16 protein-coding genes are annotated in these 18,174 nt (G+C 63.5%); 8 read left to right on the top strand and 8 right to left on the bottom strand.

What is annotated here, in order from left to right:
• The first annotated feature begins 17 nt into the window (after positions 1–17).
• Entirely contained in the window at positions 18–1,016 is a 999-nt protein-coding gene (locus tag PE058_RS08260; protein ID WP_271030317.1) for a tetratricopeptide repeat protein, read from the top strand.
• A gap of 168 nt (positions 1,017–1,184) precedes the next feature.
• A complete protein-coding gene (locus PE058_RS08255; protein ID WP_156827452.1) occupies positions 1,185–1,973 on the top strand; it encodes an inositol monophosphatase family protein in 789 nt (262 codons plus the stop codon).
• A gap of 446 nt (positions 1,974–2,419) precedes the next feature.
• Here the strand turns inward: PE058_RS08255 and trpE are convergent, their stop codons facing one another.
• Both trpE and PE058_RS08245 read right to left on the bottom strand, forming a co-directional pair.
• Positions 2,420–3,979: an anthranilate synthase component I gene (trpE, locus tag PE058_RS08250; RefSeq protein WP_020086901.1), complete on the bottom strand. Its 1,560-nt coding sequence runs from the start codon at positions 3,977–3,979 to the stop codon at positions 2,420–2,422.
• Between the two features lie 15 nt (positions 3,980–3,994).
• Positions 3,995–5,899 carry a SurA N-terminal domain-containing protein gene (locus PE058_RS08245; RefSeq protein WP_271030316.1) on the bottom strand — a complete coding sequence of 635 codons (1,905 nt, stop codon included), beginning with the start codon at positions 5,897–5,899 and terminating at the stop codon, positions 3,995–3,997.
• A gap of 280 nt (positions 5,900–6,179) precedes the next feature.
• Between PE058_RS08245 and tpiA the strand changes: the two genes are divergently transcribed.
• The 5 genes from tpiA to PE058_RS08220 all read left to right on the top strand — a co-directional run bounded on the left by tpiA (position 6,180) and on the right by PE058_RS08220 (position 10,538).
• A complete protein-coding gene (gene tpiA, locus PE058_RS08240) occupies positions 6,180–6,947 on the top strand; it encodes a triose-phosphate isomerase (protein ID WP_271030315.1) in 768 nt (255 codons plus the stop codon).
• A 99-nt stretch (positions 6,948–7,046) separates the two neighbouring features.
• A complete protein-coding gene (locus PE058_RS08235) occupies positions 7,047–7,544 on the top strand; it encodes a hypothetical protein (RefSeq protein ID WP_271030314.1) in 498 nt (165 codons plus the stop codon).
• Positions 7,545–7,701: 157 nt separating this feature from the next.
• Positions 7,702–8,055, top strand: coding sequence for a preprotein translocase subunit SecG (secG, locus tag PE058_RS08230; protein ID WP_020086905.1), 354 nt, complete (start codon positions 7,702–7,704; stop codon positions 8,053–8,055).
• A gap of 180 nt (positions 8,056–8,235) precedes the next feature.
• A complete protein-coding gene (locus PE058_RS08225; RefSeq protein WP_040498527.1) occupies positions 8,236–8,727 on the top strand; it encodes a CC0125/CC1285 family lipoprotein in 492 nt (163 codons plus the stop codon).
• Between the two features lie 182 nt (positions 8,728–8,909).
• Positions 8,910–10,538, top strand: coding sequence for a CTP synthase (locus tag PE058_RS08220; protein WP_271030313.1), 1,629 nt, complete (start codon positions 8,910–8,912; stop codon positions 10,536–10,538).
• A 400-nt stretch (positions 10,539–10,938) separates the two neighbouring features.
• On the opposite strand, the gene PE058_RS08215 is transcribed toward PE058_RS08220, so the two are convergent.
• Both PE058_RS08215 and PE058_RS08210 read right to left on the bottom strand, forming a co-directional pair.
• On the bottom strand, positions 10,939–12,492 hold the full coding sequence (locus tag PE058_RS08215; RefSeq protein WP_271030312.1) for an HNH endonuclease family protein: 1,554 nt from the start codon (positions 12,490–12,492) through the stop codon (positions 10,939–10,941).
• A 319-nt stretch (positions 12,493–12,811) separates the two neighbouring features.
• The gene (locus PE058_RS08210; RefSeq protein WP_271030311.1) at positions 12,812–14,077 is read right to left on the bottom strand and encodes a hypothetical protein; all 1,266 of its coding nucleotides are present in this window, start codon (positions 14,075–14,077) and stop codon (positions 12,812–12,814) included.
• 848 nt (positions 14,078–14,925) lie between these two features.
• Between PE058_RS08210 and PE058_RS08205 the strand changes: the two genes are divergently transcribed.
• Positions 14,926–15,159, top strand: coding sequence for a hypothetical protein (locus tag PE058_RS08205; RefSeq protein WP_020086909.1), 234 nt, complete (start codon positions 14,926–14,928; stop codon positions 15,157–15,159).
• On the opposite strand, the gene PE058_RS08200 is transcribed toward PE058_RS08205, so the two are convergent.
• From PE058_RS08200 to PE058_RS08185, 4 genes are all read right to left on the bottom strand, one after another.
• Entirely contained in the window at positions 15,131–15,718 is a 588-nt protein-coding gene (locus PE058_RS08200; protein ID WP_271030310.1) for a hypothetical protein, read from the bottom strand. The two genes, PE058_RS08205 and PE058_RS08200, sit on opposite strands and share 29 nt — an antisense overlap.
• 198 nt (positions 15,719–15,916) lie before the next feature.
• Positions 15,917–16,192, bottom strand: coding sequence for a PepSY domain-containing protein (locus tag PE058_RS08195; protein ID WP_333780418.1), 276 nt, complete (start codon positions 16,190–16,192; stop codon positions 15,917–15,919).
• Between the two features lie 289 nt (positions 16,193–16,481).
• The gene (locus PE058_RS08190) at positions 16,482–16,886 is read right to left on the bottom strand and encodes a hypothetical protein (protein WP_156827456.1); all 405 of its coding nucleotides are present in this window, start codon (positions 16,884–16,886) and stop codon (positions 16,482–16,484) included.
• Between the two features lie 95 nt (positions 16,887–16,981).
• Positions 16,982–18,133, bottom strand: coding sequence for a hypothetical protein (locus tag PE058_RS08185; RefSeq protein ID WP_271030309.1), 1,152 nt, complete (start codon positions 18,131–18,133; stop codon positions 16,982–16,984).
• Positions 18,134–18,174 lie beyond the last annotated feature (41 nt).

Here is an 18,174-nt window from a genome sequence, read left to right as displayed (position 1 = left end):
CCCAAGGAGCAGCGATCTTGAAAACGAGCCACCTTGTCGTTCTGGGCATTCTCGGCCTTTCCGTCGGCGTGCTGGGCGGCCTCGCCGCAACGGGCATGCTCGCCCCGTACCTTCCGCAGAGCACGCACCACACCGCCACGCCGGAGCTGAACAGCGAGCCCGCCAACCTCCCGCAGGACGACTCCGCCTACGCCGCCTTCGACCAAGGACAGTACCTCACCGCCTTGAAGCTCGCCGAGGAAGCCGCCCGCCGCGACGACCCGCAGGCGCATACTCTCATCGGGCGCATCTATGCCGACGGCCTCGGCGTCGCCAAGGACGAGACCACCGCCGCCCGCTGGTACGCGCGCGCCGCCGAGCTGGGCGACATCCCGGCCATGCTGGCGCTCGGCACCTTCCTCGCCGAAGGCCGCGGCGTCGCCAAGGACATGAACCTCGCCGCCGAGATGTTCGAGAAGGCCGCCGCGACCGGCGACCCGCTCGCGAACTACAATCTCGGCCTCCTCTTCCTGCGCGGAACCGGCAAGCCCGAGAACCCCTACCGCGCCGCCCAGCACATCCGCTACGCGGCCGAGAAAGGCATCGCCGCCGCACAGTACGACCTCGCCGCCCTCTACCTCGAAGGCAACGGCGTGCCCAACGATGCGCTCGAAGCCGCGCGCTGGAGCGCGAAGGCCGCCGAGCAGGGTCTCCCCGCCGCCCAATACGATTATGCCGTCATGCTGCTGCAGGGCCGCGGCCTGAAGGTGGATGAAGGCAAGGCCGTCACGTATCTCCAGGCCGCAGCCGACAAAGGCGTGGCAGGCGCCCAGAACCGGCTTGGTCACCTCTACGCCGAAGGCGTTGGCGTCGAGGCCAACCCGGTTGAAGCCGCCAAGTGGCGCTTCATCGCCAAAGCCGCCGGCGTGACCGACGACAAGCTCGACCTCTACGTCGCCGCCTTGCCGGATGCCGATAGAACGAAAGCCGAAGCCGCCGCGACCGAATGGCGCGAAAGGAAGCGGATCATGCCCTGAGCGGGCTGACGGCCTTGACGGAGGGGCTCACCCGCGCCCATTAACGACGTGGTCCCGCTCAACCCCGAAAAAGGTTGACGTTCCGTCCCGAACCCGTCAGAGCCTCGCCAATCCGTTTCCCAGCGAGGCTGCTTTCCAGCCCGCTTCAATCTCCAACTTTGGCCGATCATGCCCGCTTCAGCCCTGATGAATGTGATGGTCGCCGCCGCGCGCAAGGCGGGCCGCTCGCTCGCCCGCGACTTCGGCGAGGTTGAGCACCTGCAGGTGTCGGTGAAGGGGCCCGCGAACTTCGTCTCCGCCGCCGATCACAAAGCGGAGGAGATCATCTTCAAGGAGCTGTCGAAGGCCCGTCCGGGCTACGGCTTCCTGATGGAGGAGCGCGGTGAGGTCGAAGGCGTCGACAAGACCCATCGCTGGATCGTCGATCCGCTCGACGGCACCACGAATTTCCTGCACGGCATTCCCCACTTCGCGATCTCGATCGGCCTTGAGCGCGACGGCGTTCTGGTTGCGGGCGTCGTCTACAATCCCGCGACCGACGAACTGTTCGCCGCCGAGAAGGGCAAGGGCGCGTTCCTGAACGACAAGCGCCGCCTGCGCGTCGCCGCCCGCAAGACCCTGGCCGACGCCGTCGTCGTCACCGGCATTCCCCATCGCGGCCGTCCCGGACATCCCCGCTTCATGTCGGAGATGCAGACGGTGATGATGGAGGTCGCAGGCATTCGCCGCTCGGGCTCCGCCGCCCTCGATCTCGCATACATCGCGGCCGGCCGCTACGACGGCTACTGGGAGCGGAACCTGAAGCCCTGGGATCTCGCGGCAGGCATCGTGCTCGTGCGTGAGGCGGGCGGCATTGCAACCGGCATCGGCGGCGGCGACACGGCCCTCGAAACCGGCGACATCCTCGCCGGCAACAACGCGATCACCAAGGCGCTCTCACCCCTCCTCGCGCGCTGAGCGCGGACCACCTGGCTCGCTGACATGCTTTTTAGCTGCCCAGCGCGGCAAGGCTTGCGCTGCGAGAGTTTGCAGCAGCGCGTCTCCCCGCCAACCTACGATGGCTCGACGCGAGCAAGCGATTTAGACAAAAAACAAACGTCATCCTCGTGCAGACCGCTTGTCCGAGTGAACGAACACCACGCCCCTCCATAGCCGGGTCAAGCCCGGCCGTGGAGTTGCTGAAGGGCATGACGAGACCGCGACCTGGAACGCGCCCGGGCAAGACCGACATGCGTGAGGCATGTCTGGGCTCCCGCCTCGCAGCAATAACGTTGTGTTTGGGCAATCGCGTCTCACAAAACAAACGTCATCCCGACGTAGGTCGGGATCCAGACACGCTGCAATGAGTCGCGAAAATAACCGGTCCAGCCCTTCGACGAGGTGACGTCAGGCTCACCCTGCGCCTAGCGCCCCGCCTTGTCGCGCCCCTTGCCGCGCGACGCGAAGCGCACCGCTTCCTCGGCCGCGCGAACGATCGCCTTGGCCTTGTTGATGCACTCCTGCTGTTCCTTCTCGGGAACGCTGTCGAACACGATACCCGCCCCAGCCTGCACGTAGAGACGGCCGTCCTTGACGAGCGCCGTGCGCAACACGATGCACGTGTCCATCTCGCCGTCCGCCGTGAAGTAGCCGACGCAGCCCGCATAAGGACCGCGCTTGGCTTTCTCCAACTCGTCGATGATCTCCATCGAACGCACTTTCGGCGCACCCGACACTGTGCCCGCCGGGAAACCGGCCATCAGCGCATCGATCGCATCGTGCTTTCCGGCCAGCTTGCCCACCACGTTCGACACGATGTGCATCACGTGGCTGTAGCGCTCGATCACGAATTTCGCCGTCACCTCGACGGTGCCGACCTCGGCGACGCGGCCGACGTCGTTGCGGCCGAGATCGAGCAGCATCAGGTGCTCGCTGCGCTCCTTGGGATCGCGCAGCAGAGCCTCACCCAGCGCCTTGTCCTCGGCATCCGTCGCCCCGCGCGGCGCCGTGCCTGCGATCGGACGGATGGTCACCTCGCCATCGCGCAGCCGCACCAGGATTTCCGGGCTCGACCCGACGAGGGCGAACGAGCCGAGATCCAGGTGGAACAGGAAGGGCGACGGATTGGTGCGCCGTAAAGCGCGATAGAGCGCGAATGGCGGCAGCGCGAACGGCGCCGAGAAGCGCTGCGAAAGCACCACCTGGAAAATGTCTCCGGCGCGGATGAACTCCTTGGCCTTCTCGACCATGGACATGTATTCGCGCGGTGTGGTGTTGGAGCGCGGCTCGGGCTGAGCGAGCTTCTTGGGCGTGAGCGCTCCGCTGTGAGGCAACGGCTCGTCGAGAGCCTGCACGGCGCTCTTCAACCGCTTCAACGCGGCCTTGTAGGCCTTCTCCGCGTCGGATTTGTCGCCCGGGCGCACCGGCGTCACCAGGCTGATCTCGTCTTTCACGGAATCGAAGATCACGATCACCGTCGGGCGCATGAGAACGGCATCGGGCACGCCGAGCTCGTTCTCCTTCACCTCCGGCAGCTTCTCGATGAGCCGAACCGTGTCGTAGCCCATGTAGCCGAACACGCCAGCCGACATCGGCGGCAGCTCGGCAGGCAGAGACAAGCGCGACTGGCCCAGAAATTCGCGCAGCGAGACGAGCGCAGGCTTACCGTCCGTCTTGAAGGCGTCCGGCTTGCGAACCGGATCGCGATTGATCTCCGCGACCTCGCCGTTCGCCCGCCAGACGATATCCGGATCGAACCCGACCACCGAGTAGCGCCCGCGCGAGGCGCCGCCCTCGACCGACTCGAGCAGGAACGAGAACGGCCGGCTGCGCGCGAGCTTGAGGTACACCGAAACCGGCGTCTCGAGATCGGCGACCAGCCGCGTCCACACCACCTGCGGCTCACCGGCCCGATAGCGTTTCGTGAAGGCATCGAGCGATGGCAACGCTTCGATGCCCGAGGTTCTCTGCGAGAGCGTGCTCAAGAGAACGGACTCCTCTTACTGCTCGGTGCCTGTCCCCGCACCCGTGGCCCGCGCAAGCTCGGCCTCGTTGATGTGCACCTTGAGGTCGGCCTTGAGCGCGTTGACGTAGGCGATCAGGTCATCGTTGGCGAGCTGGTCGGCGAGCTCCTTGTTGAGCGCGTCGCTCTGTTCCTTCGTGGGAGCCCCCGCGGGAACGATGTCCTTGATCTGGAAAATGATGCGGCTCGCCCGGTCGCTGGTCTCCGCATAGCCCGCGCCGCCCTTGGGCAGGGCGAACGCCTGCTTCACCGCCTCCGTCGTGAGGCCCGGGGGCGAGAGATTGCGCTTGATCATGTCAAGCACCTCGGCCTTGCCGCCCGCTTCCCCGGCGATCTTCTCGAAAGGCTCGCCAGCCTTGAGACGATCCACGAGCTTCTGCGCCAGATCGTTCAGAAGACGCGACTTCTCCTTGTCGATGTAAAGCGTCTTCACCTCGGCCTTCACCTCGTCGAACGGCTTCTGCTTGCGCTCCGTCACGCCGAGCACGTCGAACCAGGCAAATGCAGGGCCGGGAAGCTCAACGGCGTCGGGCTGCGTGCCGACGCCCGTCGCAAACACGTCCTTGAGCACGATGGCGGCATCCGGAATGTCGATCGCGGTCTTGCCGTCGGGCGTCTTGTTGTCCCGGTCCACGGCGTCGACGTCGAAGAACTTGAGCTTCTGCTCCTCGGCGATCTCCTTGAGAGTCTTGCCGGCGTTGCGGCCTTCCTCGATGAGATCGAAACGCTCCTGGATCAGGCCCTGCGCACGCTCACCCGCGAGCTTGTCGCGCACCTTGTCCTTCACCTCCTCGAACGTGCTTTCCTTGCCCGGATCGATCTCCACGGCTCGCACCAGCACGGTCGCAAAACGGCCCTCGATCACGTCGGAGATCTTGTCGCGCTCCAGGCTGAAAGCCGCATCCGCGATCTTGGGATCGATGAGCGCGCTCTTCGTCACCATGCCAAGACTGACATCGGCCTCGGTGGCACCGGCTTCCTTCGCGACATCGAAGAAGTTCTTCTTGCCCTCGGCCAGGTCCTTGCGGGCCGCTTCCGCGGCAGCCTTGTCCTTGAAGGAGATCTGCTGGATGCGGCGGCGCTCCGGCTTGTCGTAGGTCGCCTTGTGATCGGTGTAATAAGTCTTGAGCTCATCGTCGGTCAGCGTGATCTCGGACTTGAGCGCATCCGACGACAGCACCAGCATCGCCACCTTGCGATACTCGGGCGTCATGAACTCCGTCTTCTGCGCCTCGTAGGTCTCGTTCAGCTTCGCCTCGTCCGGGTCGGGCACGGTGATCTTGGACGCATCGATGTTCACGAGCTCGATGGTGCGCGTCTCTTCCCGCCACTTGTGGAGGTCCTCGATCATCGGCTTCGGCACCACGATGGCGGACGAGAGCGCGTCAGAGATCTGCCCGCGCACCTCGTCGTCACGGCGGATTGCGAGGAAGCCCTGCTCGCTGAGGCCCATCTGGCGAAGCAGACCGTCGAAGCCCAGTCGCGAGAACTTGCCGTCCGGCCCGTGGAAGTTCGGATCGTTGCGCACGCCTTCCGCCAGCGTCTCGTCAGAGAGCGAGAGGCCGAGCTTCTCGGCATGGCTCTTGACGGCCGCCTGCGCGATCAGCTCGTTGAGCGCCTGACGGTCGAGACGCAGCATCAGGCCCTGCTCGGTGGTAAGGCGTCCGCCGTCCTGGAGCTGCACCGAGCGCAGCTTGCTCTGGAATGCGCGCTGGAAGTCGGTCACCGTGATGTCGGTGTCACCCACCTTCGCCACCGATCCGCGCCCGAATCCTCGGAACACGTCGGCAACGTTCCAGAAGATACCGAAGCTCACGATCAGGACCGCGAACAGGAGCTTGGCCAGCCAGCCTTGGGCGCCGCGTCGGAGGGCGTCGAGCATAGAAAATGATCTTCCTGTTAAATGCGGGCCGACGAGCGCACATTCTTCTTTTGGGCTCGGCCGCACCGCTTGCAGAAAAAGTTTATCCCGTCCATGACGGGACGCACGGGACTGATATGAAGCCCAGCCCGCTTCTGAATGCAAGACCGAGCTGCGCAACGGACATTAAACAAAGTTCCGGCTTCCCGGCCAACCCCTTAAGGGGCAAAAGCGGGGCCGGGAGGCGCGGCCCGCGGGGCAGGCCGGCGAAACGAACAAAGATGACGGAGCATCCGAGCCGATGAGCGAAGCTGAGAGCGCAATCCGCCCCTTGGTCGCCGGAAACTGGAAGATGAACGGACTCGCGGCCGCCCTCGGAGAGGCCGCCGCCGTGCGCGACGCCCTCCCGGGTCTAGGCACGGGCGCTCCAAGTGTCATGATCTGCCCGCCCGCAACCCTCCTGGCCGCCCTCGCAGCGGCCGCCAAGGGCTCGAACCTCAAGGTCGGCGGACAGGACTGCCACGCAGCGGCTTCGGGGGCCCACACTGGTGATATTGCAGCCGAAATGCTGAAAGATGCGGGCGCCGCCGCCGTCATCGTCGGCCATTCCGAGCGCCGCGCCGACCACGGCGAGCTGGACCGGGTCGTCCGCGCCAAGGCCACCGCCGCCCACCGGGCCGGGCTCACGGCCATCGTCTGCATCGGCGAGACCAAGGGTCAGCGTCTCACCGGGCTAACTCTCGATGTGGTCGACCGCCAGCTCAAAGCGTCCCTGCCCGACTCCGTATCCGGCACCAATACCGTGGTTGCCTATGAGCCTATCTGGGCCATCGGCACCGGTTTGACGCCCGAGCCCCGGGATGTGGCCGAGGTCCATGCCGCCATCCGCAAGAGCCTCGAGGCGCGCTTCGGCGAAGCTGGCCGGCGCATCCGCATTCTTTACGGCGGCTCCGTAAAACCCTCCAACGCCAAGGAGTTGCTCTCACTCCCGAACGTGAATGGCGCCCTCGTCGGCGGGGCGAGCCTCAAGGCCGCCGATTTCCTCGCCATTATCCGGGCCTACGCGTAAGACCCCTCGGCACCCGGCGGGGCTGAAAATTCATCTCGCCGGCCGAAAACGAACGGCATAAGTAGCAGCCCTGAATTGCAGGCACGCGGAGCAACGGCCATGAAGGGACACCCAAACGAGCGAGGTGGAACCATGCGGATCGGCCGTTCACGTCTGCTCGCTGCCATCCTTCTTGTGGCCGCACCCGCCGCCGCCAGCGCCGCGCCGCTCGATGCGCCAGCCTGCACCGCGCTCAAGACCGAGTACGACGGCCTCGTCTCGGGCGGCGCCAAAGCCGATATGGACCGCGGCCCGGCATGGGCGAAGACGAACCTCAGCCCCGACAAACTGCAGAAGATCGAGCGCCTGATCGCCCTTCAGGAGCAGCTGAGCTTCCGCTGCGGCGAGTTCCTGACCGCCCGCCCGCTCCTCAAGGAACCGCCCAAGCCGCCGCAGGAGGCCGGCGCGGAAGGCAAGGACGGGAAGGACGGCAAAAAGGCTACCGCCAAGGCAGCAGCCGATTCCCTAGATGGCGCAACGCCTTCCAACATTCCTCCGCCCAAGCGGAAGAACAAGGACGCCGCCTCTGCCGCGGGCAAGACCTCGAGCAGGAACTGACCTGGACCACGCCGCGCGCCCGCCGCCGCGACAACCCGAGCATCCTGAGGAGCCAAAGACGCGCCGCCATCTAGCCCTCGCGGCCCGGCTGGTGTAGAAGCCCAGAAAAATCCCCCCAAATGGCCCTCGCGGGAGAGGGCATGGAGCCCATCACCACATGATCACGGTTCTTCTCGTCATCCATCTTATGGTTGCAGCCGCACTGGTTGCCGTCGTGCTCTGGCAGCGCTCCGAAGGCGGCGCGCTCGGCATCGGCGGCGGTGGCGGCGGCTTCCTCACCGGCCGCGGAACCGCCAACCTGCTCACGCGCACCACGGCCATTCTCGCCGCCTGCTTCTTCCTGACGAGCATTCTCCTCACGCTCGTCTCCCAGCATTCGGCACCCAAGGGATCGGCCTTCGACAACGCGGCACCCGCTTCCTCGTCCGCACCGGCCGCGCCGGCTGGTACGCCGACGCCTGCCCCTGCCGACAACGCCCCGCGCGGCGGCATTCTCGACAAGCTGCAGTAAGAGCCAGCAGCCGCTTGCGAGATCTGAGGATGTGGCCGGTGCGCAACTGGCCACAGCCCCGGCGTGTTGCTAGCGTGCTTCCGGGTTGGGGAGCGGAGAACGGCCATGCATCGGGGACACGAGCATCGGGGCACCAGGCGTCGCGGACTGAGCAGCGCCTCCGGAGCAGCGATCGCGAGCATGGGAGCAGCCATTGCGCTGTCGGCCTGCTCGGCGGGCATGCCCGGCCTCGCACCCGGCGCGCTCCCCTATCAACGCTCGAACGCCATCGTCACCACCGGCTTCAAGGAAACCGAGGTCGCGCCCAACCAGTACCGCATCGAGGTCGTCGGCAACGCCAACACGCCGCGCGAACGGCTCGAGAAAATCGCAGCCACGCGCGCAGCCGAGATCGGCACTGAAAACCGCCTCGGCTATTTCCGCATCGACGGCGTGGAGCTCGCCACCCGCTGCGAGCAATACACCGTTGGCGGCCAGCGCGGCGGTAGCGGCACGGAAAAGCGCAGGCAGCAGCACACCGTCTTGACCGCGAACGTCACCTACACCAAGCAGCCGGCGGACCCGAGCTACGTGGAAGCCAAGACGGCCTTCCCGCAGTATCGCGCCGAGCTGGACCAGGACCTGTCGGCGCCTCTGCCCGCCGATCCCGCGCTCTCGGCCCAGTGCAGCTAGACGTGCAGCTAGACGTGCAGTTAACAAGACGCGGCCGAGACGCCACGACCTAACCCCCGCCCGCCTCGCGGCGACGCCAGCCGTCCCGCCGGATGGAACGGCCCGCCCGCTCCACGCGCAATCGTGGATGAGACAAGAAAACCGCTTCGAATCACGAAGGTAGAGCTGTAATGTTAAAGCCCATGCAACGGTACATCTTCATTACCGGCGGCGTGGTCTCCTCCCTCGGAAAAGGCCTTGCTTCCGCCGCCCTCGGCGCGCTCCTACAGGCGCGCGGATATTCCGTCCGTCTCCGCAAGCTCGACCCGTATTTGAACGTCGACCCCGGAACGATGAGCCCCTACCAGCACGGCGAGGTGTTCGTCACCGACGATGGCGCGGAGACCGACCTCGACCTCGGCCACTACGAGCGCTTCACCGGCGTCCCGGCCAAGAAGTCCGACAACATCACCACCGGCCGCATCTACCAGGACATCCTCGCCCGCGAGCGCCGCGGCGACTACCTGGGCGGCACGGTGCAGGTCATTCCCCACGTCACGGATGCGATCAAGCAGTTCGTCACCACCGGCAACGAGGACGTAGACTTCGTGCTGGTCGAGATCGGCGGCACGGTGGGCGACATCGAGGGACTGCCGTTCTTCGAGGCCATCCGCCAGCTCGGCAACGAGCTGCCGCGCCATTCGTCCATCTTCATCCACCTGACGCTTCTCCCCTTCATCCCCTCCGCGGGCGAGCTCAAGACCAAGCCCACGCAGCACTCGGTGAAGGAGCTGCGCTCCATCGGCATCCAGCCCGATATCCTGCTCTGCCGCTCCGACCGCGAGGTGCCGAAGGGCGAGCGCAAGAAGATCGCGCTCTTCTGCAACGTGCGCGAGGAAGCCGTCATCCAGGCCCTCGACGCCGCCTCCATCTACGACGTGCCGCTCGCCTATCACCGCGAGGGCCTCGACGAGCAGGTGCTCGAAGCCTTCGGCATCACCGGCGCGCCGAAGCCCGACCTCACGCGTTGGGAGACCATCTCGCGCGGCATCGCCTCGCCCGAGGGCGAGGTCACCATCGCCATCGTCGGCAAGTACACCGGCCTCAAGGACGCCTACAAATCGCTGATCGAGGCGCTGGTGCACGGCGGCATCGCCAACCGCGTGAAGGTGAAGCTCGAGTGGATCGAGAGCGAGATCTTCGAGCGCGAGGACCCGGCGCCCTATCTCGACGGCGTGCACGGCATCCTCGTGCCCGGCGGCTTCGGCGAGCGCGGCTCGGAGGGCAAGATCCTCGCCGCGAAATTCGCGCGCGAGCGGCGCGTTCCCTATTTCGGCATCTGCTTCGGCATGCAGATGGCGACCCTCGAAGCGGCCCGCAATCTCTGCGGCATCACGGGCGCGGGCTCGACCGAGTTCGGCGCGACGGACGAGCCCGTCGTCGGCCTCATGACCGAATGGATGAAGGGCAACGAGCTGGAGCAGCGGCGCCAGGGCGGCGACCTCGGCGGCACCATGCGCCTTGGCGCGTTCCCCGCCTCCCTCGGCAAGGACAGCCACATCGCGCGCATCTACGGATCGAACGAGATCTCGGAGCGCCACCGCCACCGCTATGAAGTGAACACGGACTACCGCCAGCGCCTCGAAGGCGCGGGCCTGCGCTTCGCGGGCCTCTCACCCGACGGACTGCTGCCCGAAACCGTGGAATACCCGGACCACCCCTGGTTCATCGGCGTCCAGTTCCACCCGGAGCTGAAGAGCCGCCCCTTCGAACCGCACCCGCTCTTCAAGAGCTTCATCGCGGCAGCCGTGGAGCAGAGCCGGTTGGTTTAAGCGGGAGCAAACTCGGCACGCTCAGCGAACTCCGGTGGACACGCGGGGCGCCAATCCCGCGACGCATCCAAACCATTCGGGAACGCGACAGCGGCAAGCTTGAGATCAGTGCCATTACGCGCAGGCTCGATACACGGCCCACGATCATCCGGCCCCGCACCTCGACCCGACCCCCGCGTCCTTTGGCTGCCCCGCGCCATCATAGACGATGAACTGCATCAGTCTCACCTCGGAAGCTGACGCACCCGCGCGGCTCTAACCCATCCGCCTTTGCGAGCGAGGAACCGCAGGAACGAGCCGCATCCGCCCTTTAATACCTTCGTCGCGACTGCCGTGGAGCAGAGCAGATTGACGTAGCGTAATGATCAAATTTCTTCAGAAATAAAACCAGAAGCGTTCTTCAGCATTTTACCGCGGTGTTGCAGTATGGGTGAGACAACTGCCCATTGTCAGTCCTACCGGTGCCGCCTTCGCGCCGAGGGGTGATGTGGTCGTAGGAAACCGCTTTCGCGGGATCCAAATAGCCTTCACAAATATTGCACTGCATCGCCTTTTTCAGAGCTTCTTGAAGAAAAATTGCTGACTTTGTGTCATCCGAAAACCCTTGCGGGGCATCTATTATACGGAGACTTCCTGCCCTACCCTGCAAGCCAAGGAACGTCAAAACGTCCTGGTCACTTACCTTCCCATTGGCACCCTTCCGAACCAACTCAGAAATAAGGTTAGCCACTCGCTCGACCCTTTGTCGACTATTTATATTGGCCAACCCTTGATTGATGATCGATTTTTTCTCCACGAGCACCTTTTCTATCCGCTTCCTCGCATCCGTGAATTGACTAAACCACGCTTTGTTATTGTTACGAACGGCATCAGCAAGGGCCTTCAAGACGCCAAGAAAAAGAAACCGACTGTGTTTCCCTCGCTCGTTATAAAAATAAACAGCTGGATGCAAACCAAGGCTCGACGGATCATTTCCCGTCATTCGCGTCACAACCTTTCGAACCCGCCTCAGCACCAACTTACTTTCAGAACCTTCGTCATCTACCCCCAACGCCTCAATAGCTTTTTTGGAATCTGCCTCTCCATCAACAATTGCGAAGATGTCTATGAGCATCTTGAGCGCATCCAGCGAAGAGGAAGTCCCGCCCAACGGAAGATCCAGAGTTTTAATTGGCTCCGTTATATCGGGCTGAAAAAGCAGAGAGTGCAGCTTGGACGCCTCCTCTTCAATGTTTCTCTGAGTTTCCGAATTAAAACTCGACCAATATTTATGTCCGGCGCCTGCGCGGACGACCGACCTAGCGGCGATAGCATAAGACGTTCGCCTATTTTTTAGCAGCAGCTCCTCAATCGGATCCAGAACGGTTCCTTGCGAATTAATCTTGAAAAACGAAGTTTCCGCCACTTCTTGAGAACCCTGTATCCACTGAATATGCAGGGATCTAGTAAAAATGTTTGCGGCAACGCGAGCTTTTTCGTTATCCGGCTCAGTGTCCTCGCCAATCGCTGCCTTAAAGTCAGAAAAACGACCAACCGACCTCTCAACCGCCCGCCTAGTGGCGTCAGCAAGTCGCTTTTGTTCAGGGGATATTGTTCCGCCAAAAAATTTCAAAGACTCCGCCCCATCACCATAATCGTTCTCAACCCACGCTTTGAGGGCACTTAGTCGATGAGCGCCGTCAATCACGAATACGAATGAATCAGATTTCCAGAGGATTAACGATGGAATGAGCTCGCCGTGCGCAAAACTCTTTACAAGCAAAGAAACTTGTTCCGGAGACCAATGATTAGTCTCACGCTGAAAATCAGGCTTGCGAAGAAGTCGCAGAAATGGGCTCTTATTTGATATTTGGTCAATTATTAGCTTTTCGCCAAGCTCGATCGTTCGCGCCTCTGCCTGGTGAGCAAAATCCGCTCTCTTGATCATTGCATCTAGCGTCACTCTACCAGCCATTGCCCCTCCAGATCGCCCACCATGGCCCCTTCTAAGGGGTTCCTTCAACATTTAGGTACTTTATCCCCAGCCACCGCATCGGGGACGCAACGCTAGACAACCGAATCTGCCATCTAGTAACGGTCGCTCCTTCGTGCGCGTCGCGGCCAAGAGGGCATGAGACGTGCTCGGGTTCATCTCCATCTTCGCGGCGAGCGTCGCGGGCTTCGCTGGCGTCGGCATCTGGGCCATCGCCGCGTGCGCGATCGCGCTCGCATCCACATCCTACGCCGAGCATCACGCCCTCTACCGGCGCGGCCAGGAGCTTGGCCTCACCGAGCTAACCCGGGCCACCGTCTTGCGGAGCCTTGGCAACGGCTTGCTTGCTTCTGGCGGCGCGTATGCGTGCGGTTATCTGCTGCGCTTGCTCAACCCTTAGGGATGGTAGAAGCCAAACGGTGATGTCGTAGTCGCCATCACGGGCCGCGATGGCGCGCTTGCGGCCCTGTTCCGCCCTCGCCCTCAGCTTCTTTCTCGCACCCCTGTACGACCATCCGTGGTGAGCGAGGTCGTCAAGAACGCCCTTGTATGCACCGACTGCGTCTTCCAAATAGGCCGCAGCTTTGACCTTTCCGCCAAGCAATGCGTATACGAACGACGCGAAAAAGTAGAGATCTCCGCTTTCGAGCAGATCCCACTCACGGTACGGCTCGAAGTTCTCACGAAGCAGCAAGGCGCCAGGCGCATATCCGACTAGACCACGGCCGTTCAGAAGCTTTATCGCATCGAGCGATGCGGGACTGTTTTCCGTCCCTGCGAAATAGCCGAGAACCTTCTGGGCCTGTGTGATTTCCGCTAGGTAGCGTTTTGCCCGAGCGTCGAGGATCGCCTGCTGGCGCGCATCGAGGTGACCGGTGAGCTCGAGTAGCTCGGAGTACGCCTCGGCGGCTCGATCAAAATGACCGAGCTTGCGCAGCTGGTGCGCCTCAAGTTCCTTCGCAAACACGGACGGCTTCTGCTGAGGAATCCGCAGAGCGTTCCGGAAACACCCAAGCGCGAATTCGCCTTGAGTTGGCGTCTTCTGCTCCGCCGCTGCGATTGCGCCGCGGAGTGTATGGGCGGCAACGAGCTGCTTTTGCAGCGACGCGCCAGCATTCATCGCTGCCTCCAGCCGACCGCTGATCCGCTCAATAGCGGACGCAAGCTGCGCGTCGGCGCTGCGCGCAACGGTGAGTGCGAATGGTGTCTGATCCCACCGGCGTTCGCGCAACACGCTCTGCAGTTCGCCTTCAGCAAACAAGGGAGGATTGAATGCGAAGGACGGCCCAGGCCGTTGTATTGCATCAAGCAAATCGGCGTGGGCCGTGTCGAGACGGCCGTCGCTTTCTTTGATGTACTTCGCGAGCCGGTCGTGAAGAATACGCTCGCGATATCGCCACCACCGCCAGAAGCCGAAACTGAAACCGAGCAATCCGAAAAACGCCTGACCGTAGTGCTGAAAAAAAAGCGCCACTCCGCCTGCGAAGCCAGAGGCGTTCTGGCCGAGCCGACCAATAATCTCAGCTAGACCACCGCCCAGCGCTTCACTTTCTTCGAAGAGTGCCATTACTTGGCACACCAGATCCTGTGACCCGCACTCCATTGCCCACCCCGCACGACATACAAATGGCAATGGCGAGTACAATGCGCCCGCGCATTGCGCGTGTACAGACATCCGTGCACCTACCCGCACGCGAATCCACAATGTTGCGTGGCACCCCCGCCACAAATCTTATCCCCGCTCCCTCTTCTCGCCTCTCACCTCACCGCATCCCACTCATTCGGGGGCACTCTGTTTGTGCGTGCCTTCGGCACGACGTGAGCTGGACGTGTCATGCCGGAGGCGTGCTTCCAGCATGGTGAGCGGGAGCTGCGCCTCCCCTCAACGCTGGTACCATCAGCCCGGAGCATTTTCCGGCGAAGTGGAAACCGGTTCGCCACTCGAAAATGCGACCACCAAGCAGGAGCTGGAAAGGTGCGGAGCTGCGCTGCACGACGGATGGGTTGGGCTGCCGAACGAATGCACGGTGGATGTTCGGGGTCATGTCGAAGACATGCTTTCAGCATGCGCGGCTCCGCGTCGGTGGAGGTTCGCTGCTATGGAGCGGGAGTCATGTCTCGCTTGGATCGTCGCAACGATGGCAGCGCGGGCGGCGTCCTGCCGAAGGCGGGCAAACAACAAGGCCGCATCCCCGAGTTCTACCCGCGGCCCCTACCCACGGCCTGCCGCTCCGCTCCCCGAGCCGTGCCGAATGCATGGAAACGGGGACTCAGCGCCGCTCTTTGACCCGCTTCGAACACCCGTCCGCGATCCCGGCACATTGCGGCTATCCCGCCGTGCGCGCCGTCAACGCCCCGCGTCGGAGGGAACTTGTCCGCCCCGCAGCCGTTCAAAGAGGCAAAGTGGAGGATCGCATGGCCGAGCGCAGATTGAACCCGAACCAAATCCCGAAAGCCCACGCCAAGGAGGACCGTAACACGCCGGGCGAGAGCAGCGGCGAGCAATGCCCGGGCGGCGAGATGAGGCAGCAGTCCGGCCCCGTCGCGCCCACGCCGCACTCCGAGCACGACACCGAGGTGTGCGTGCGCCCGGCGAACGGCAAGCGCGAGACCCGCACGTCTAATCCACCGCGGCCGGCGTCTCGCTGATCGACTGGAGAACCTGCGCGGCAAGCGCGGCGTTGCGCGCCCGCGCCATTTCCGCGAGGTCCGCCTTCGCGTATCCGCCCGCGTCCTCCATCAGGCGCGGCGCAATCTGCTCCGCGCCGAACGGGCACCTTCGGAACACGAACGCGGGAAGATCCGGCAGGCGCTCCGCATCATCGCCTTCGCCGAGCGTGAGCATCGACACCGCGTCGTCGCCAAGCACCGTCACCTTCGCGCGGTCCGGCTTCGCGTCCGCGACTTCCGCGATGTGATGAGTGTGCGTCACGCAATTGTCGATGGCCGATGCGGCATCGAACGTGCACCTGCCGGATTTGTAGCGCACGAAGCGCGCTTGCCTGTGAGCGTCCCAATGGCGCTTGTCGAGCAGGTAGCCGCTGAAAGCGCCATCCCGCGACTGATGCAGGATATCGAAGCCGCAGCCTTCGAGCGTCTTGCCCGGCGTCTCCAGGGCAAAATACCCCTCGAACGGATAGGGATCACTTGCAGCGGCGGCTCCGCAAAGCATCGCGCTCAGCGCAGCGAGCAAAAAACGCAGCTTCATTGTCCCCTCCTCCCGGCCGCACTTATGCTGGCTAGTCTATTCCGCGCACAACCGGCCACGCCTATTGGGCAAACTCGAAGAGCAGGGTCAATTCACGTTTGCCGGATCAAAGCACCGCACGAGCAAGAGGCCGCGCAGAAGAAAGCCCCGGACGCAGCGCGCCGGGGCTTCCGAGACCGAAGGCGTTTCGCAAATGCCTCAGTGCTTCTCCACCTCTTCCTTCACGATCGAGCCGTCGACCGGATTGAAGTAGACCTCGACGTCCTTGCCGTCCTTGTTCTTCCCGTAGATCTCGTAGCAGTTGCCGGAGACCTTAAAGACGTCATGCGTGTAACCGAGCTCGGCGACCTTCTTTTTCATATCCGCTTCCGAAAGCCACTTGTCTTTCGGAGCCGCAGGGCAATCGGCATCCGCCAGCGCAACGCCGGAGCCCAGCGCAACCAGCATACTCGTCAGGGTCAGTCTCAACATCATCGGGAAGATCCTCTCGCTAGGAAAGCGCTTCGAGGGACGCCAACGCGCAAGCCATCCGGGAGGTTCCTGGCGGGGGCCATCACCCGGATTGCGCCCGCTGGCATCCGCCGCGCTTACCCCCTATTTCTCGACGCGGAAGATCGAAAAGGCAAGATGCTGGCACGCGGCGCTCACCCGCACCCAGCACAATCCCACAACAGAGGCGCGAGCTTAATACCGACGGAACTTTACCGATGGTGCGCCGCCTGCCGTGACACGCCGCTAGGCAATGCGGAGGTGATCACGCCGCTCAGAGACGTGTTAGCTTGTCGAGCAGACCGGCCAGAGTTTCGTAGCCCGAGCCTGCGCGATTGGCCTCACCCGTCTCTTCCATGCTGGACATGGCTTTCCGCGTCTCGCCGATGAAGTCGATGCGGTCGTCGGCGTTGAGCGCGGCAGTCGATCCATCGAGGCCGATCCGCAGCCGGCCATCGGGATGGTCGAACCGGAACAGCTCGTCCAGCGAGATTTTGCCCTGGCGGAAAAGTTCCTTGCCCGCCTCCGCGATCTCTCCCCTGGTCATGTCGGAGAAATCATAATCGCCAGCCCCGGCTAGGACGTCGGCAAAAGCGCCGGGACGGTCGTCGCCGCCGGCCGCAGCGGCGCGGCTCGAACTCGCCTGCATCAGAGGAGGGGTAATAAAACCGACTTTCATAGGCCTGCCCGCGCTCGAAATTTCTATGACCCAGGGAGTAGCGCACCAGAGACTTGCGCCAGCGTTGCGCGATCCGCGTCCGCGAGGCTCCGCCATCACCGATCTGCGGTCTCTGCCCGCCCACCGGGGGCGCAGTAGCCGCGAGCGCAGAGCAGGGCCTCCGCCTCGCGAAGAACGAGCGGCTCCGTCACCAGGGCGCGGCTCGGATGGCGTTGTCCGGAATAATCCTCGAACGACGTGTCGACGACCACGAGCTTGAAGATGCCAATGGCGGGAGCGCCGGATTTATAAGTGAGAAAGGCCGTGCACGTGGCGCTCGGGATGTAGGCAGGGGTAAAAGACGCGCTCTCGGCATCGCGCACGATCTCCCGCTCGCAATCGGGCACAGCGGCGCCCAGAACATCGTCGCGGCCGAGAATGGCCATGCGCCCATCCATGAGCCGGGCCGGGATGCCTCGGCCATCGAGCAGACCATCGAGATACGCCGACCGCGATCCGGGCGACAACGAAAGAGACTTCCAAGCCAGCGGCCACTGCCAGAAATAGAGCGCCGGCAACGCCAGCACGGCGAGGCCCGCCAATCCCGCGATCTTGAGCGCGCGCGACGGCATCCAGCCAAACAAACCCGGCGCTCGCGGAGACCACGGCACCGATGGCCGCTGGGCGTTCGGATGATTGCTGAAGGCGCGCCAACGGCTCTCGACGGCCAAGCGCAAATCACCGGGTGAAACACTCAACAGCTCGGGATGCAGTACGATCTGGATTGCATCCCCCTTCGTCACGAACAGGGAGTTCCAACTGCGCCCGCGCCGAACCCACGAGCCGACGTCGATGTTCGCAGTGTAGAACCGCTTCGAAACCACCAGAGCCGTCGCGTCGCGAAACCGCCCCGCTCCAGACCTGAGCCAGTCGATGCCTGAGATCTCGACCGCGCCAACGTCCTGAACTTCACGCCACGGGATGAGCACGTCCTTCAGGCTCGCCATTCGATAGCGCACGCCGCTGGGGGAGAGCTCGATCACGGGCCTCCCAGGATGCGAACGCCGATAGTAGGCATAGGCTATGAAGCCGAGCCCGGCGGCCAGGAGAACGCACGACGCAAGGATGCTCTCGCGGTCACGGTCGACCCAAAGAAAAAGAACAAGCCCCAGCGCGGCGATCCCCGCCGCAAAGGGAACCTGCTTCAACAGATAGCCCTCGAACCCGAAAGCGAGCGGCTTGCGAACGTCTGAGAGATCGGGATTCACGCGGCGCCTCTCCGAACCGGATCAGGTTATAAAAGGGGACC

Origin of the sequence: Hyphomicrobium sp. DMF-1, assembly GCF_027886585.1 — a bacterium.
Taxonomy (GTDB): Bacteria; Pseudomonadota; Alphaproteobacteria; order Rhizobiales; family Hyphomicrobiaceae; genus Hyphomicrobium_C; species Hyphomicrobium_C zavarzinii.
This window is presented reverse-complemented; position numbering and strand designations above follow the sequence as displayed.

Excerpts from the sequence above, each read along its gene's own strand:
- PE058_RS08255 (WP_156827452.1), top strand. The coding sequence starts at position 1,185 with ATGCCCGCTTCAGCCCTGATGAATGTGATGGTCGCCGCCGCGCGCAAG.
- PE058_RS08245 (WP_271030316.1), bottom strand. The coding sequence starts at position 5,899 with ATGCTCGACGCCCTCCGACGCGGCGCCCAAGGCTGGCTGGCCAAGCTC.
- tpiA (WP_271030315.1), top strand. The coding sequence starts at position 6,180 with ATGAGCGAAGCTGAGAGCGCAATCCGCCCCTTGGTCGCCGGAAACTGG.
- PE058_RS08235 (WP_271030314.1), top strand. The coding sequence starts at position 7,047 with ATGAAGGGACACCCAAACGAGCGAGGTGGAACCATGCGGATCGGCCGT.
- secG (WP_020086905.1), top strand. The coding sequence starts at position 7,702 with ATGATCACGGTTCTTCTCGTCATCCATCTTATGGTTGCAGCCGCACTG.
- PE058_RS08225 (WP_040498527.1), top strand. The coding sequence starts at position 8,236 with ATGGGAGCAGCCATTGCGCTGTCGGCCTGCTCGGCGGGCATGCCCGGC.
- PE058_RS08220 (WP_271030313.1), top strand. The coding sequence starts at position 8,910 with ATGCAACGGTACATCTTCATTACCGGCGGCGTGGTCTCCTCCCTCGGA.
- PE058_RS08215 (WP_271030312.1), bottom strand. The coding sequence starts at position 12,492 with ATGGCTGGTAGAGTGACGCTAGATGCAATGATCAAGAGAGCGGATTTT.
- PE058_RS08210 (WP_271030311.1), bottom strand. The coding sequence starts at position 14,077 with ATGGCACTCTTCGAAGAAAGTGAAGCGCTGGGCGGTGGTCTAGCTGAG.
- PE058_RS08205 (WP_020086909.1), top strand. The coding sequence starts at position 14,926 with ATGGCCGAGCGCAGATTGAACCCGAACCAAATCCCGAAAGCCCACGCC.
- PE058_RS08200 (WP_271030310.1), bottom strand. The coding sequence starts at position 15,718 with ATGAAGCTGCGTTTTTTGCTCGCTGCGCTGAGCGCGATGCTTTGCGGA.
- PE058_RS08195 (WP_333780418.1), bottom strand. The coding sequence starts at position 16,192 with ATGATGTTGAGACTGACCCTGACGAGTATGCTGGTTGCGCTGGGCTCC.
- PE058_RS08190 (WP_156827456.1), bottom strand. The coding sequence starts at position 16,886 with ATGAAAGTCGGTTTTATTACCCCTCCTCTGATGCAGGCGAGTTCGAGC.